Raw genomic sequence first — 14,770 nt, forward strand, 5'->3', positions numbered from 1 at the left:
AAAAAAAGAGTCCCTTTAGGGACTCTAACTAAATGAAATCACTACTACATGATTTAATTTACAGCGGTATTATGGTCATTTTCTTCACTACTATATCATACATAATGTCAGATTTACTTATACTTGTAGCAACTTTAAAGTGCCAAGTGAGTGAATTCGATGTCTAGAGCGCTCTTTTATCATGCGTTATCTTTTTCACTCTTTAATATACGCTTCTTGGTGAGAGGCTCGTGATTAACTTCATTGAATTATTGTTTGGCAATAATTTCGCTATTTTTTTACTTAGGCATTATTTTGCATAGCGTGTTTGTAAATTGGTTGTATCTTTATCTGCTATGATATAAGCATGCCATGTTATCAATATCATAATATTTCTGTGATTGAATGATCAGCTGTCATCACTCATCCCTTATCTGGATACTAATGTACAATATAATTTGGATGATAAAAATGTGATCTATGTATCAAAATACATTTCAAGTGTTAATATTATTAAGTTAACTTACACTGACTTATGCCAAATTTTCTTTTGAATTCAATTTGTTGATTTTTTATCTCTGTAATAAATCGACATGAATTGAAAGAAATCAACAATAACCAAGAGAATTCGAAGATAAGGGTAATGGTGTATAAACACAGAAAAAATTAAATATTGTTAATAATTTTATCTGCTATTGCTCTCTTCTTTATTAGGTCTTTCGTGACAGAATTGATTCCAGATAAAATTGAAATTTTCACTAGGAAAAATTTTATCTGAGCGATCAATTAAAGGGATAGAAACGACGTTTCTTCCATCTTTATGCATATACGTTTTGACAAGAAACCTTTTATAACTAAAAGAATTTTCACTTTTAAAGATAAGAACTTCACCACATACATACCCAAGGATACCATGATCAAGAGTTTCACGAATTTCATAGTAATTCACATTTTTATACTCAGCCGTTTCTGGAAAAGGGAGGAAGTCCTCTACAGCCTTTTGCGATTTTTTAACGATATCAAGATCTGGGGTATAATTAGCCATCATACCTCCAACAAATGATCCTCCAGCAATAAGAGCAATAATTAAATATGAAAATATATTCTTTTTCATGGCGTTACTCTTTCTATATTATTATAAATAATAGTTACTTATGAATTAGGCTATTTTAAGATAGCATAAGTAGAAGGGTATTTATATGAAGATGTAATAACAATGCTCAAATAAAGACAAAGAGTTACAATTTATAATAAATTGTTATGGTTAATTTAATTAAAATAATTAATTTTATTTACTGGTTTCTTATTTTAAAGTTAATGGGAATGCGAATAATAAATTAAAAGTAGGAAAATTAGCGATTGTTTTTCATTGTGTTAGCCATATTAATAGCTTCTATTAATTGTGAGCGATTAACTCTATCATTATTACTATCTAGTAATTGTTGCCATAAGCTAATTGCTTTTTCATAATTCGCATTCATAAATGCATCTGAAGCTAATAACATTAAGGCGGTAACTTCATTTTTATCAATTGATAATGACTTATCTATCATTTTTACGGTCATCTCCGTCATTTGTTGCCCTGATTGATAATAAAGGACTGTCGCAATAGCTGAATAAAGTTGTGCATTTTCTCCTGTATATTTCAGTGCTTGCCCATAGGCTATTAATGCATCTTCATAATTATTTTGATAGAGGTAGTATTCACCGAGAATGGCCCAAAGCTCCCCATTTTTAGGTGACTTACGGATATTATCTTGTAGACGTGCAAGATCACTTTGCTGTTGTTGTATTGGTGTCAATAAATACAATGGGTCAGCAGTGCGTTGATATTCTTTATAATTTTCACTAAAACGCGGCAATAAAAAATAACCCGAAACGGTGAAAAATAAGAGTAATAAGAGGGTGAAATTCAGCGAAATAGGCGATAACAACCATGAACCGCTATTTTGCGATACTTTGAATGGAAGTTCAGATGTCAGCTGTTTTGATAACTGACATTGCGGTGAGGCGGGTTGAGTAATGACGTCTTGATAATGTCTTTTAATCTTAGGGAGGCTGCTTTTATATCGATAATAAATTAGGATTATTATCAATATAAAAGCGATAAATGGCGATAGCCACAATACTAGCGTCCCTATGCGCAGGGGCGGATTGTAGAGAACGAAATCACCGTAGCGCTCAGTCATAAAAGCGAGAATTTCTGCTTCTGTTTTGCCTTCAGCAACCATTTTGTAAACTTGATGGCGCATGCTAACAGCGGTAGGGGCATTGGATTCGAGCAGATTTTGGTTTTGGCATTGTGGGCAACGTAATTGTGACGCTATTTGTAATGAAACAGATTGTTGCTCTTGGTGAGTAAATTGCCAAGTATCTACGATATCAGCTTTTGCAATATAGGTGACCATGAGCAGTAGAATGAATAAAGGGGTGTAGTGTAATTTAAACATGCTTAGCTCTTCCTTTTATCCAACCCCAAAAAAGTCCAATGCACATGATCAAAGGGCCACCCCAAATCCATTGAACACCATCTTGCACATAAAAGCGTAGTGCATAACGGTTATTTCCTGTTTTTTCGCCTAAAACGGCATACCAGTTTCGTATCCATCCCCAATGCATACTTGGCTCAATCATGAGTTGTTTTCGGGCGGTATAAAATCGACGTTCAGGTACAAGCGTACTGATTAATTTATCTTTTTGAACAACAGTAATTAAGGCCTTTTCTGTTGTGTAATGAGATTGCGCCTCAAGTTGTAGCTGTTGAAACGTAAACTGATACCCTGATAGTGAAATAGAGTGCCCTAATGTCATATTTGCACTAACTTCTTGTTTACTCACTGTTGAGAAAGCAATACCTATAGCGAAGATAATGACACCTGAGTGTGAAATTAAGGAGGATAATTGGCGCTGTATATCTCGAAATGGTCGCAACCACAAAAGAAGCAGTAATGCAGCCATGATAGCCATCATACTGGAGAACAGCTTTCCTTCACGCCAAAAATACAGCGTAATGCCAATCGTACAGATAATAAGGAGAGATAAACGCCAGTAAAAAAATCGAGGAGATATTTTTGGGTAATGTAGCGCCCAAGCGCCAATAACTGCGAGCATTAATAGCCCAAAAGGAAATAAAGCGTGATTAAAGTAAGGTGAGCCAACAGATATTTTCCCCCAGCCAAACATGCTGTAGAGCATTGGATATAGGGTACCAAGGAGTACGATACATAAGACCACCACAAATAAAATCAAAGATAATTGTAAATAGATTTCTCTTGTCGTAAGTGTAGTTTTGGCCCGTGATGGTAAGGTTTGAGCTTTGCTACTGTAAATAAATAAGGCCACCATACTCATGATTATAAATAGCAAAAATAGCGGTAACGCACGAACATTATCAAGGGCAAAGGCATGTACTGAAACGAGTATGCCTGAACGGACGATCAGTGTACCAAGTAGTGATAAAATAAACGCCATAATTGCCAGCATCATTGACCAGTGGCGGAAATTTCCTTGTTTTCGTGATGCAGATAAGCTGTGTAGTAGGGCGGTTGCTGCTAGCCATGGCAATAATGAGGCATTCTCGACAGGATCCCAAAACCACCAGCCACCCCATCCCAATTCACTGTAAGCCCACCATGAACCGAGTGTGATACCTAAAGTTAATATGCACCAGCTTGGTACGGCCCAGCGCCAGCAAAGCCATGCAATGGTTTGACTAAAATTACCCGCAACAAGAGCCGCTAAGACTAATGAGGTAACGACCATGAGACCACTATAACCAAGATAAAGTAGAGGTGGATGTAAGATCAGCCCCCAATGCTGCAACATGGGGTTGAGATCACGCCCCTCAATCGCAGGTGGAAAAATCCGCACAAAAGGATCGGAGTAAAAGACGATAAACCACAGCAATGCCGCGGTCATGGCTGACAGGAATATTAAGGCTAGCGCAAAAAATGGATGTTTTTGTTTACGATATCGCCAGGCAACAAGTAAGTTCCAAGCAGATAAGAATAACGCCCATAATAACAATGAACCCTCATGTCCGCCCCAAACCGCGGCTATTTTGATAGCCATTGGCGATAGACGATGGCTATGTTGAGCGACATAGACCACAGAAAAATGGCTTTCAATAAAGCTGATGGTAAGACAAAGAAAGGCGATAGCTAAAAAAATAAATTGTAAAGTGGACCAAAAGACGCCTAATTTTACGGAATTAGGCGTCTTTTTATCGTAACCAACCAACCCAAACAAGGTATGGAAACTGGCTATACACAGTGTTAGCAGTAAGCTAATAAAGCCAATTTCAGGGAGTATCAGTTCCAATGAAGCACCTTGTTTATGTTGATTGTAGTGATTAAGCGACCGTCAATTGTCCTGCATACAGTACGAAGAATCGCAGTAAAAAGACACCAATGAGACTAGCACTGCTGACTAAAATAACCCGAGATGCTGTTTGGCTTTTATTCACCCATTTTTTCAAACTCAAAGGGATAATAAAACCTATTCCTACGACACCAATCCAAAACCACCATGTCCAAAAACCACCACCCAATGCGGCAATTAGGGCGCGCATTTTGCCATCATCCCCAAGTGCTAAACCGATAAAAAATGCTGCCAGCAAAAAGATTTCTAACCAAACGACAAAGCTTTCAACGCGATGTAGAAAATGAGCTTCTTGGTTGTGGATATTTTTACGGTAGCGTAACGCTAAGGCTATCAGTGCAACAGCAATGCCGGATGAAATCCCTGAAAAGAGAAATAATGCAGGCAAAATAGGATTGTTTAAGAAAGGGTATGATTTTAAAGCTGAAAGTAAGAATCCCGTGTAGGCGCCTAACAATACTGCTAAGACGAGCATGGTGACTTCAATCACGCGCATGGCGGCTGTAAATAGGGGGAATAGCCGTTGGATAAAACCCAAACGGGGTAGCCATTTTTGTTGCAATTCAACTAGCTCAGATTGAAAAACGTTGGCTAACCACACGATGAGCACAACCATATACACTTGGAATAACATAACCCCCATCGACATCACAGAGGTTGGGCTATAGTGGAACATCAATTTCCAGAAAGTCCAAGGTCGGGTTAAGTGGAAAATCAAAATCAGTAAACCAAGAATGATGGTCGTTGGTGCAAGTAATAAAGTGGCTCGCATTAGCGTGCTGTTACTCGTCGCTTCGGAAGGGTAAAAGTGACGTAATAAAATGGCGAGTACCACTAACCCCGCTGAAACTCCAATTAAAAAGAGATAAACAGCGATTGGCCAATCCCAGACCAGCGATTCAAAATGGAAAGCAGAAGCGGTTGTCATTGGCTCACCTCCCCATACTTAAATGGAACTCGATAGACTTTGGGTCGAGTACCAAGTGCAATTTTATAGCGATAGGTTGTTTTTTGGCGGAGCATGATTGCAATATCACTGTTTGGGTCATCCAAATTACCAAAAATGAGCGCTTTTGTTGGACATGCTTCAACACAAGCCGGTTGTTGACCTTTTTTCAAATTGGTTTTACGGCAAAAGTCACATTTATCGGCGGTTTTATTAACAGGATGAATAAAACGTACTCGATAAGGGCATGCCGCAATGCAGTATTGGCAACCGACACACAAGTCTGGATTAACATCGACAATACCGGTTGTCTTATCGATAAATGAGGCCCCTGTCGGGCAGACATCGACGCAAGGGGCATGCTCACAATGTTGGCATGAATGCCTAAAGAAACGATATTTGATATCAGGAAAGTGGCCAATTGGTTCACTACGGATAATCGTTAATCTTGAAACACCTTCAGGCACGTGATTGACTTCTCGGCAAGCGTCCATACAAGCTGTACAGCCAATACATAAGGCTTCATCATGAATCATGCCATAGCGTAGCCCATTAATTTTCATTGTATTTGCTAGAGTATGGACCGTCGTCCCTCCAGACGCAGCTAACACTCCTGCATAGATAATAAATTGACGACGCGAACAACTCATGGCTGCTCCTTACGCAATTTTACCGCCGCTGGATTGAAATCAGGGTTGTTGCGTTGCTCTGAATGGCAATCAACACAAATTGTTATGCGTCCTTTGTCATTGAGAACCTTCATCGTATCTTGTTTTGGATGAAGATCATGGCAACTTGCGCAGGCGACTTTGGTCACATGCACATCATGTGGCCAGAACGCTTTTTGTAGCTGTTCGGGTAAATGACATGACAGGCAAACACTATTTTGTTGCTCCACGCTATACATAGGGTGGTTGAAACGCATGACATCTTTCGCCCCTTCACGATGGTGAGGACCTGGATTGCCATGGCAGTTAGTACAGGTCACTGGAAGGTTATTGTTAGGATTGATGACGGATGCGTGAGTTCCATGCATACCCTCTTTGTCGGGTTTATGGCAATCCAAACAAGCAGCATCGGGATTACGTTGCTGAGTGACAACCCAGCGTTCACCATTCTCTGGTGTGGATGGTGTCGCTGCGGATGCGGCAATGCTCCATAACAAGCCTGACGCCAGCACCCCAGCAGTTAATAACGAACGTAGTACGCTCATATTGACTCCATTGTTATGCCGCCACTTTGCAGAGGCGGATTGCGGTTATTGGCTTAGCAGATTGTTTTTACGAGCTTGATCATCCCACTCCGGTACAATGGTTTTCAAAAACTCTTGTTTTTCAGCATTGATTTTTTGCATATCCAAACCAATTGCCTGTTGGGCTTTTTCTTTGGTTGAAATATCAGGAATAGCAATTTCATGGGTAACGCCTTTCGCACCTAACAAGCGCACCAATTTAGTCCGTGCATCGGCAGCTTTATTCATCGCTCCACCTAGCATACGTAGGCCTTCATCAGGCGCATGCATATGAATACCATGAGACGCAATCGCGAGGTCCCAACGCCATTGAGCATGGCGAATATCAGCTAAAATAGGTGCCATTTCTTTTTCTGTCGCACCGGCATCCCAAGCTGCTTTGGCTTCAAAGTGGGCATGCACGAGTTGATCTTCCACTTTGATTTTCATCTCTTGGATCGCTTGTTTACGCTCAGCGACAACAGCTTGTAGCGCTTGTTTGCTTTGGGTATGGCAATTACGGCAGGTTTGTTCAAAGTTATCGGAAGGGTTTCCTATTTTGTGGCTGGTATAGAGTTCACCTTTTTCATTTTGCAATTTAGGCATATGGCAGTCGATACAGGTGACGTTATTTTTTCCGTGAATACCTGCACTCCATGTTTCGAACTCAGGATGCTGTGCTTTTAGCATGGGGGCTTTTGACAGTGAGTTTGTCCAATCAGAAAAACCGATATTGTCATAATACACTTCCATGTCTTCTACTTTGGTACCGTTATCCCAAGGGAATTTGACGGATTTATTGTCTCCTGCAAAGTAATATTCGACATGGCATTGACCACACACCATAGATTGTTGTTCGAAACGGCTCGCGTGCTCAAAAGGCTTTCCAATGGTTTCCATAGCTCTTGCGGCATAGGGACGTGTGAGTGTAAGCGCAGGTTTACCTTGAGCAAATTCAGGTGAGTCAGTTTTGTGGCAGTCAGCACATCCTAATACATTAACGATTTCGGGACCGCCTTTTGCCCATTTACCATGGAAATAGTTATCTTCGCCTTGTTCTTGAATCAGTCTGGCAACATCAGGACTTTTGCAGCTCCAACATGCCATAGGAAGTGGGCCATCTTGTGCGTTTTTAGGTGCCCCAGTTCTTAGTGTCTCACGCACATCAATGAGTGCGTAAGCATGACCGCGAGGCTTGTTGTAATCACGAGAAAAAGGATAACCAGCCCAAAGGATCACTAAGCGTGGATCCTCAGCAAGAGCGTCTTCACGTTGTGCTTGCTCAGAGGTTGCACGCCATGAATGATATTGATCAGGATGTGACTGAGCAAAGGACTCATTTTTGGTATTAATGGTTGATGATGCTTCCTTTGATTCTGTTTGTGCGTGGATAGAGTTACTAAATAGAAATATTCCTGCAAGCAAACTCAGTAAGCACAGAATACTATTTCTTATCTTTGCCATAAGGGCCTCGAGTGATGTAAGCCAGCCATCCCATTGGCTGTAATATTATTATTTATAAGTGATGGCAAATAGATGATTGCCATCATGACATGCCTAGTTAATAGCTCTAGCAAATAACCACACTCAAAATATTGTTTTTGATCAAAGCTAAATTTATTAAAAGAAGTGTGATTAAGATAATGTGAGTAATATCTGATCATGGATGTAAATTAGGAAAGAAAACATGAAACAGTCTAAAATAAAAAGAGGTATTAAGCCGTTAAGATTCATTCTCATTATCAGCGATAATAATGAGGGCGATAATGCGTTGTAAATGACAGTGTTCAATGAGTCGCAAGGCTTTCGATTTATAGAATGAAAAATAAAATGTGCATTAGTTCTAATATTTTCGATATGAAAAGAATAAAGAGAACTGCTCTTGTACCTCTTTGGTGGTATTTCTATCTGTTATAGATATGAATATTTCATGAAGGTTTAGGTTTAATTTGGTTTACCCTATTTAAAAAATGTTAATAACTTTTTACTACTCTAAATAATATAAGGGTTAGTCAGCAAGTTACCTAATAAAATTCAAAATACTTTCCAAGTAAACTATTTTTTTTCAATTAATATAATAATTAATGTTACCTACTTAGTAGTATGTATTTTTATACCCTCAGTCGTTAATATTTGTCATTAATACACATATAAAATTTGCGGTTAATTTTCAATTTTTGCATTAATTTTGTTTGGGCAATGTTAAGGAAATCAACATGGTTGATATCACCCGTCGGGGAGTATTAACAGGTGCGTGGCGCAGTGCGACGCCTGTTGTTCGACCGCCATGGAGTGGTAGTGAAGATCGCTTTATTGAAAGTTGCATTCGTTGCAACGAATGCCTTACACATTGTGAAACTGCAATTCTCGTTTCCGGCCCTGGCGGTTATCCTGTCGTTGATTTTTTACAAGGGGAATGCACATTCTGCTATGCCTGTGCTACCGCGTGTCCTGAACCAATATTTCTGCCGCAAACGTCTCAGCCTTGGGATATTTCCATTTCTATTGCTCAAACCTGTCTGGCCTACCGTTCTATTGAATGTCGACGTTGCGAAGACAATTGTGAGCCGCAAGTGATCTCTTTTCGTCCATCACTGACTGGAATCTATCAGCCCAAGATTGATAAGCAGGGTTGTACAGGTTGTGGCGCCTGTGTTGCCAGTTGCCCTGTATCAGCCATTACTTTGGAGCATGAAAATGCACAATAGCTGGCAAGTATGTAGTTTGATTGTACAAGTAAAATGTGAACAGGCTTGCACTGTGACGACGGCTTTGAATCAATTGCCTGGTTGCGAGGTGGCGATTAGCTCACCTGAAACAGGCAAATTGATTGTTGTTGTTGAGTCAGAACACAGTCGCACTCTGATTGATACTATTGATTCAGTACGCAATGTTGAAGGCGTGCTGTCTGTTTCGCTGGTTTACCACCAGCAGGATGAGCAATGTGAGGAAAATGATGAAACTCAGTCGTCGTAGCTTCATGAAAGCCAATGCTGTTGCGGCCGCTGCTGCGGCGGCAGGTATTGGTGCACCGAGTCTCGCTAAGGCAGTCGTCGGGCAACAAGAGGACATCAAATGGGATAAGGCGCCTTGCCGCTTTTGTGGTACAGGGTGCGGTGTACTTGTAGGAACCCAAAATGGCCGTATAGTGGCGAGCCAAGGCGATCCAGAAGCGCCGGTTAATCGGGGTTTAAACTGCATTAAAGGGTATTTCTTACCTAAAATTATGTACGGAAAAGACCGTTTGACTCAGCCATTGCTGCGTATGAAAGACGGTGAATATGACAAAAATGGTGAGTTTACCCCTGTAACTTGGGAAAAAGCCTTTGATGTCATGGAAGAAAAACTCAAAACGACATTAAAAGCGCGCGGCCCTGAAGGCGTGGGTATGTTTGGCTCCGGTCAGTGGACCGTGTGGGAAGGTTATGCAGCCTCTAAATTGTTCAAAGGGGGTTTCCGTTCTAATAATTTAGACCCGAATGCACGTCACTGCATGGCTTCTGCGGTTGTTGGCTTTATGCGTACTTTCGGTATGGATGAGCCTATGGGTTGCTATGATGATATCGAGCAAGCCGATGCATTTGTGCTTTGGGGCTCAAATATGGCAGAGATGCACCCTATTTTGTGGTCTCGGATCACCAATCGCCGCTTATCTGACCCAAATGTGCGTGTTGCGGTTCTTTCTACCTTTAAACACCGTAGTTTTGAATTGGCGGATAACGGCATTGTGTTTACGCCGCAATCTGACTTAGTGATCCTGAATTATATTGCTAACTATATTATTGAAAATAATGCGGTTAATCAGGAATTCTTTGATAAACACGTTAATTTACGCCGTGGTGCAACGGATATCGGTTATGGCTTACGACCCACTCATCCTTTAGAACAAAGTGCCAAAAACCCAGGTTCAGATGCTTCAGAACCAATGACATGGGATGAGTATAAGGCATTCGTTGCTGACTATACGCTAGACAAAACCGCCGAAATGACGGGAGTTCCTAAAGATCAGTTAGAAGCATTAGCTAAACTGTATGCTGATCCAAACATAAAAGTAGTCTCTTACTGGACGATGGGCTTTAATCAGCACACTCGTGGTGTTTGGGCAAATAACCTTTGTTATAACTTGCACTTATTGACCGGAAAAATCTCACAACCAGGTTGTGGTCCTTTCTCATTGACAGGACAGCCATCAGCATGTGGTACGGCTCGTGAGGTAGGCACTTTTGCACATCGCTTACCCGCAGACATGGTCGTAACCAATGAAAAACATCGTGAGAAAGTCGAACAAGTTTGGCAATTACCCGCTGGCACGATCCCAGAAAAAGTGGGGCTACATGCGGTAGCGCAAGATCGTGCATTAAAAGACGGTACACTCAACTTCTATTGGGTAATGTGCAACAACAACATGCAAGCTGGCCCAAATATTAACGAAGAACGTATGCCGGGTTGGCGTGACCCGCGCAATTTTATCGTCGTTTCAGACCCTTATCCGACCGTGAGTGCTATCTCTGCTGACTTGATCTTACCGACTGCAATGTGGGTTGAAAAAGAAGGTGCTTATGGTAACGCAGAGCGTCGGACACAATTTTGGCGTCAACAAGTTAAAGCGCCAGGCGAAGCAAAATCTGACCTGTGGCAGATGGTGCAATTTTCTCGTCGCTTTAAAACAGAAGAAGTGTGGCCTGAAGAGTTACTGGCTAAGAAACCTGAATACCGTGGTAAGACGCTTTATGATGTTCTGTTTGCAACCCAAGCCGTTACTCAGTTTCCGATTTCAGAGTTGGCAGAAGGCCAATTAAATGATGAGTCGCGGGAACTCGGTTTCTACCTGCAAAAAGGCTTATTTGAAGAGTACGCAAGTTTTGGCCGAGGCCACGGTCACGACCTTGCACCATTCGATGACTACCACAAAGCACGTGGTATCCGTTGGCCTGTGGTTGATGGTAAAGAGACACAATGGCGTTATAGCGAAGGGCATGACCCGTATGTCAAAGCTGGCAGTGGCTACCAATTCTATGGCAAGCCCGATGGCAAGGCGGTCATTTTTGCTCTGCCATTTGAGCCAGCCGCAGAAATACCAGACAAAGAATATGACTTGTGGCTATCGACGGGTCGAGTATTAGAGCATTGGCATACAGGCAGTATGACGCGTCGTGTACCAGAGTTACATCGTGCATTTCCTGAGTCACAAGTATTTATGCATCCATTAGATGCGAAAGACAGAGGGTTGCGTCGTGGTGACAAAGTGAAAGTCGTTTCGCGTCGTGGTGAGGTGACGACTATCGTTGAAACACGCGGGCGCAATCGGCCACCGAAAGGACTGGTGTATATGGCCTTCTTTGATGCATCTCAGTTAGTGAATAACTTAACGCTAGATGCTACCGATCCGCTTTCAAAAGAGACGGATTACAAAAAATGTGCCGTTAAGCTAGAGAAGGTGTAATTGCTCATGTCCCAGAAGCCGAAACTTCAAAATAGTCGCCGCCGTTTTTTGCGTGATACCGTTCGCGCGGCAGGTGGATTGGCCGCTATTGGTGTGGTACTGGGGTTACAACAGCAAACCTCCCGAGCGAGCGGAATTCGTCTTCGTCCGCCGGGAGCCATTAATGAAAATGCATTTGCAAGTGCTTGTGTTCGTTGTGGTCAATGCGTGCAAGCCTGTCCTTATGACATGTTAAAACTGGCCACACTAGCCTCGGGATTAGCGGCGGGAACGCCTTATTTCATTGCACGGGAAAACCCTTGTGAAATGTGTGAGGACATTCCTTGTGCCAAAGTGTGTCCAAGTGGTGCATTGGATAAAGAGATCGACTCCATCAACGACGCTCGAATGGGGCTGGCAGTGTTACTTGATCAGGAAAACTGCCTCAATTTTCAAGGACTACGCTGTGATGTCTGTTATCGCGTTTGTCCGTTAATTGATGAAGCAATTACCCTAGAAATAGAGCAAAACCACCGTACCGGCAAACATGCTCGCTTTTTACCTACAGTGCATAGCAGTGCTTGTACTGGATGTGGTAAATGCGAGCAAGCTTGTGTTTTAGAAGAGGCGGCAATCAAAGTGCTTCCATTAACGCTGGCTAAAGGGGAGTTAGGACATCACTACCGCTTTGGTTGGTTGGAGGGAAATGATGGCAAATCGTAAACGCGATGCTGGGCGTGAGGCACTGGCGAAAAAAGGGTGGTGGCAAAGTCACAAATGGTTGTGGATGCGTCGGGTCAGCCAATTTTTGGTGTTAGCGATGTTTTTGAGTGGGCCTTGGTTTGGGGTATGGATCTTACACGGTAACTATAGCAGTAGTTTATTGTTAGATACCGTGCCATTAACCGACCCACTGATTACATTAGAAAGCCTTGCAAGTGGCTATTTGCCAGCCATTTCAGCATTAATTGGCGCTGCCATTGTATTACTGGTTTATGCATTTTTAGGAAAACGCATTTTTTGCAGTTGGGTATGTCCGATTAATCCAGTGACAGATGCCGCGGCGTGGCTACGTCGTAAATTCGATTTTAATCAATCCGCGACGATACCGCGCTATATCCGTTATGTGTTGCTTATCGTGATTTTGATAGGCTCCGCGGTCACGGGAACTTTAGTGTGGGAATGGATTAACCCCGTTTCATTAATGGGCCGAAGTCTAATATTCGGTTTTGGCAGCGGAGCGTTGCTACTGCTCGCCTTATTTTTATTTGATTTACTCGTTGTGGAGCATGGCTGGTGCGGTCATCTATGTCCGCTCGGTGCGTTATATGGCATCGCGGGCTGTAAAGGGGCTATCACCGTTGCAGCGATGAACAAACAAAACTGTACCCGCTGTATGGATTGCTTCCACATTTGTCCGGAGCCGCAAGTACTGCGAGCGCCGGTTTTAGATAAACAAGCCCCAGTCATGATATCTGATAAGGATTGCATTACATGCGGTCGTTGTATTGATGTGTGTTCTGAGGATGTTTTTAAAATAACACTACGATGGAGTTCGGGAGCGAAATCATGAAAATCCATGCCCTGATTAAGACAGCGAGCCGTTGGATGGTTGGAATGGCCCTCATTGCGACGAGCCTGACTTGGGCTGCAAATGGCGTCGATCTTTCTAAGTCACCAGAAGTGTCTGGTACTCAAGAGGGGAGCATTCATATCCCTAAAGAGCAGGAAAGAATGGCATTAAACTATGTGAATCAACCTCCTATGATCCCACATAGTGTTGAAGGATATCAAATTACCACCAACACAAACCGTTGCTTGCAATGCCATGGTGTTGAAAACTATCGCACCACAGGGGCACCTCGCGTGAGTCCAACTCACTTTATGGATGCGACGGGTAAGGTGCTGGGCGGGGTAGCACCAAACCGTTATTTCTGTTTGCAGTGTCATGTACCACAGTCAGATACTTCACCCATTGTGGATAACACATTCACCCCATCCAAAGGCTTTGGTCAATAAGGGGCACTCATGGCTAAGAATAATGAAAAACCGGGTTTGATCCGTCGAGTATGGCAGTGGTGGCGACGTCCAAGCCGCTTGGCATTGGGAACGTTGTTACTGATTGGTTTTGTGAGTGGCGTCATTTTCTGGGGCGGATTCAACACGGGCATGGAAATGGCGAATACAGAAGAGTTTTGTATTAGTTGTCATGAAATGCGTGAGAATGTTTATGAAGAGTACATGGACACTATTCACTACACTAACCGTAGTGGTGTGAGAGCAACTTGCCCTGATTGCCATGTACCCCATGAATTTGTGCCTAAAATGGTCAGAAAGATCAAAGCGAGTAAAGAACTTTATGGTAAGGCATTTGGCATCATTGATACCCCACAAAAATTTGAAGAGCATCGTTTAGCGATGGCGCAAAATGAGTGGCGAAGGATGAAAGATAACGATTCACAGGAATGTCGTAATTGCCATAACTTTGAATATATGGATTTTACAGCCCAAAAAGGGGTCGCTGCTAAAATGCATGACCAAGCCATTATTGATGGAAAAACCTGTATTGATTGCCATAAAGGGATAGCGCATAAGTTACCTGATATGCGTGACGTTGAGCCAGGTTTTTAAATGAAAAAAACGGGTTCATGACGAGTGCTTGAATCCGCTTATGTCTGACAAGCACCGAGGCTAGTGAACAGTTAATTGTTTGACTAGCCTCAAGTTATATTTGTGTTATATCAATAAACCCATCGTTAATACGTGTATGGTATATTGCAGCAGCATAACGTTTGCCAGCGATATGATCCGG

General features: G+C 42.2%; 13 protein-coding genes and 1 pseudogene. 7 read left to right on the forward strand and 7 right to left on the reverse strand.

Features of this window, described 5'->3' with window-relative positions; all coding sequences use genetic code 11:
• Positions 1-664 precede the first annotated feature (664 nt).
• The 7 genes and pseudogenes from M1F03_RS06085 to nrfA all read right to left on the reverse strand — a co-directional run bounded on the left by M1F03_RS06085 (position 665) and on the right by nrfA (position 8,000).
• Complete coding sequence (locus M1F03_RS06085; protein ID WP_196713404.1) at positions 665-1,093, reverse strand: hypothetical protein; 429 nt, start codon at positions 1,091-1,093, stop codon at positions 665-667.
• Positions 1,094-2,054: 961 nt separating this feature from the next.
• A pseudogene (gene nrfF, locus M1F03_RS06090) lies at positions 2,055-2,429 on the reverse strand (heme lyase NrfEFG subunit NrfF); the annotation flags it as partial.
• On the reverse strand, positions 2,422-4,299 hold the full coding sequence (locus M1F03_RS06095; RefSeq protein ID WP_251463800.1) for a heme lyase CcmF/NrfE family subunit: 1,878 nt from the start codon (positions 4,297-4,299) through the stop codon (positions 2,422-2,424). The pseudogene nrfF and the gene M1F03_RS06095, both read right to left, overlap by 8 nt.
• Positions 4,300-4,330: 31 nt before the next feature.
• The gene (nrfD, locus tag M1F03_RS06100; RefSeq protein WP_318840105.1) at positions 4,331-5,287 is read right to left on the reverse strand and encodes a cytochrome c nitrite reductase subunit NrfD; all 957 of its coding nucleotides are present in this window, start codon (positions 5,285-5,287) and stop codon (positions 4,331-4,333) included.
• Positions 5,284-5,955, reverse strand: a complete 672-nt coding sequence (nrfC, locus tag M1F03_RS06105; protein ID WP_154622025.1) for a cytochrome c nitrite reductase Fe-S protein — start codon at positions 5,953-5,955, stop codon at positions 5,284-5,286. Before nrfC ends, nrfD begins: the two co-directional genes overlap by 4 nt.
• Complete coding sequence (gene nrfB / locus M1F03_RS06110) at positions 5,952-6,518, reverse strand: cytochrome c nitrite reductase pentaheme subunit (protein ID WP_154622026.1); 567 nt, start codon at positions 6,516-6,518, stop codon at positions 5,952-5,954. The genes nrfC and nrfB overlap by 4 nt, the downstream gene beginning before the upstream one ends.
• A 45-nt stretch (positions 6,519-6,563) precedes the next feature.
• Complete coding sequence (gene nrfA, locus M1F03_RS06115; RefSeq protein WP_318840106.1) at positions 6,564-8,000, reverse strand: ammonia-forming nitrite reductase cytochrome c552 subunit; 1,437 nt, start codon at positions 7,998-8,000, stop codon at positions 6,564-6,566.
• A 752-nt stretch (positions 8,001-8,752) separates the two neighbouring features.
• Here nrfA and napF point away from each other — a divergent pair.
• Genes napF through napC form a run of 7 tightly spaced genes read left to right on the forward strand, consistent with a single transcriptional unit; the run spans position 8,753 to position 14,589 of the window.
• Positions 8,753-9,244 (forward strand): ferredoxin-type protein NapF, encoded by a 492-nt coding sequence (gene napF / locus M1F03_RS06120; protein ID WP_154623884.1) that lies wholly within the window; start codon positions 8,753-8,755, stop codon positions 9,242-9,244.
• Entirely contained in the window at positions 9,234-9,512 is a 279-nt protein-coding gene (gene napD / locus M1F03_RS06125; RefSeq protein WP_196713400.1) for a chaperone NapD, read from the forward strand. Before napF ends, napD begins: the two co-directional genes overlap by 11 nt.
• Positions 9,493-11,979 (forward strand): nitrate reductase catalytic subunit NapA, encoded by a 2,487-nt coding sequence (gene napA / locus M1F03_RS06130; RefSeq protein ID WP_163863504.1) that lies wholly within the window; start codon positions 9,493-9,495, stop codon positions 11,977-11,979. The genes napD and napA overlap by 20 nt, the downstream gene beginning before the upstream one ends.
• Positions 11,980-11,985: 6 nt before the next feature.
• Positions 11,986-12,681: a ferredoxin-type protein NapG gene (napG, locus tag M1F03_RS06135; RefSeq protein ID WP_154623886.1), complete on the forward strand. Its 696-nt coding sequence runs from the start codon at positions 11,986-11,988 to the stop codon at positions 12,679-12,681.
• Positions 12,668-13,531, forward strand: a complete 864-nt coding sequence (napH, locus tag M1F03_RS06140; RefSeq protein WP_247047579.1) for a quinol dehydrogenase ferredoxin subunit NapH — start codon at positions 12,668-12,670, stop codon at positions 13,529-13,531. Before napG ends, napH begins: the two co-directional genes overlap by 14 nt.
• Complete coding sequence (gene napB, locus M1F03_RS06145) at positions 13,528-13,977, forward strand: nitrate reductase cytochrome c-type subunit (RefSeq protein ID WP_154623888.1); 450 nt, start codon at positions 13,528-13,530, stop codon at positions 13,975-13,977. Before napH ends, napB begins: the two co-directional genes overlap by 4 nt.
• A gap of 9 nt (positions 13,978-13,986) precedes the next feature.
• Positions 13,987-14,589, forward strand: coding sequence for a cytochrome c-type protein NapC (gene napC, locus M1F03_RS06150; protein ID WP_154623889.1), 603 nt, complete (start codon positions 13,987-13,989; stop codon positions 14,587-14,589).
• Positions 14,590-14,770: the final 181 nt, after the last annotated feature.

Origin of the sequence: Providencia sp. PROV080, assembly GCF_033688105.1 — a bacterium.
GTDB classification, from domain to species: Bacteria; Pseudomonadota; Gammaproteobacteria; order Enterobacterales; family Enterobacteriaceae; genus Providencia; species Providencia zhejiangensis.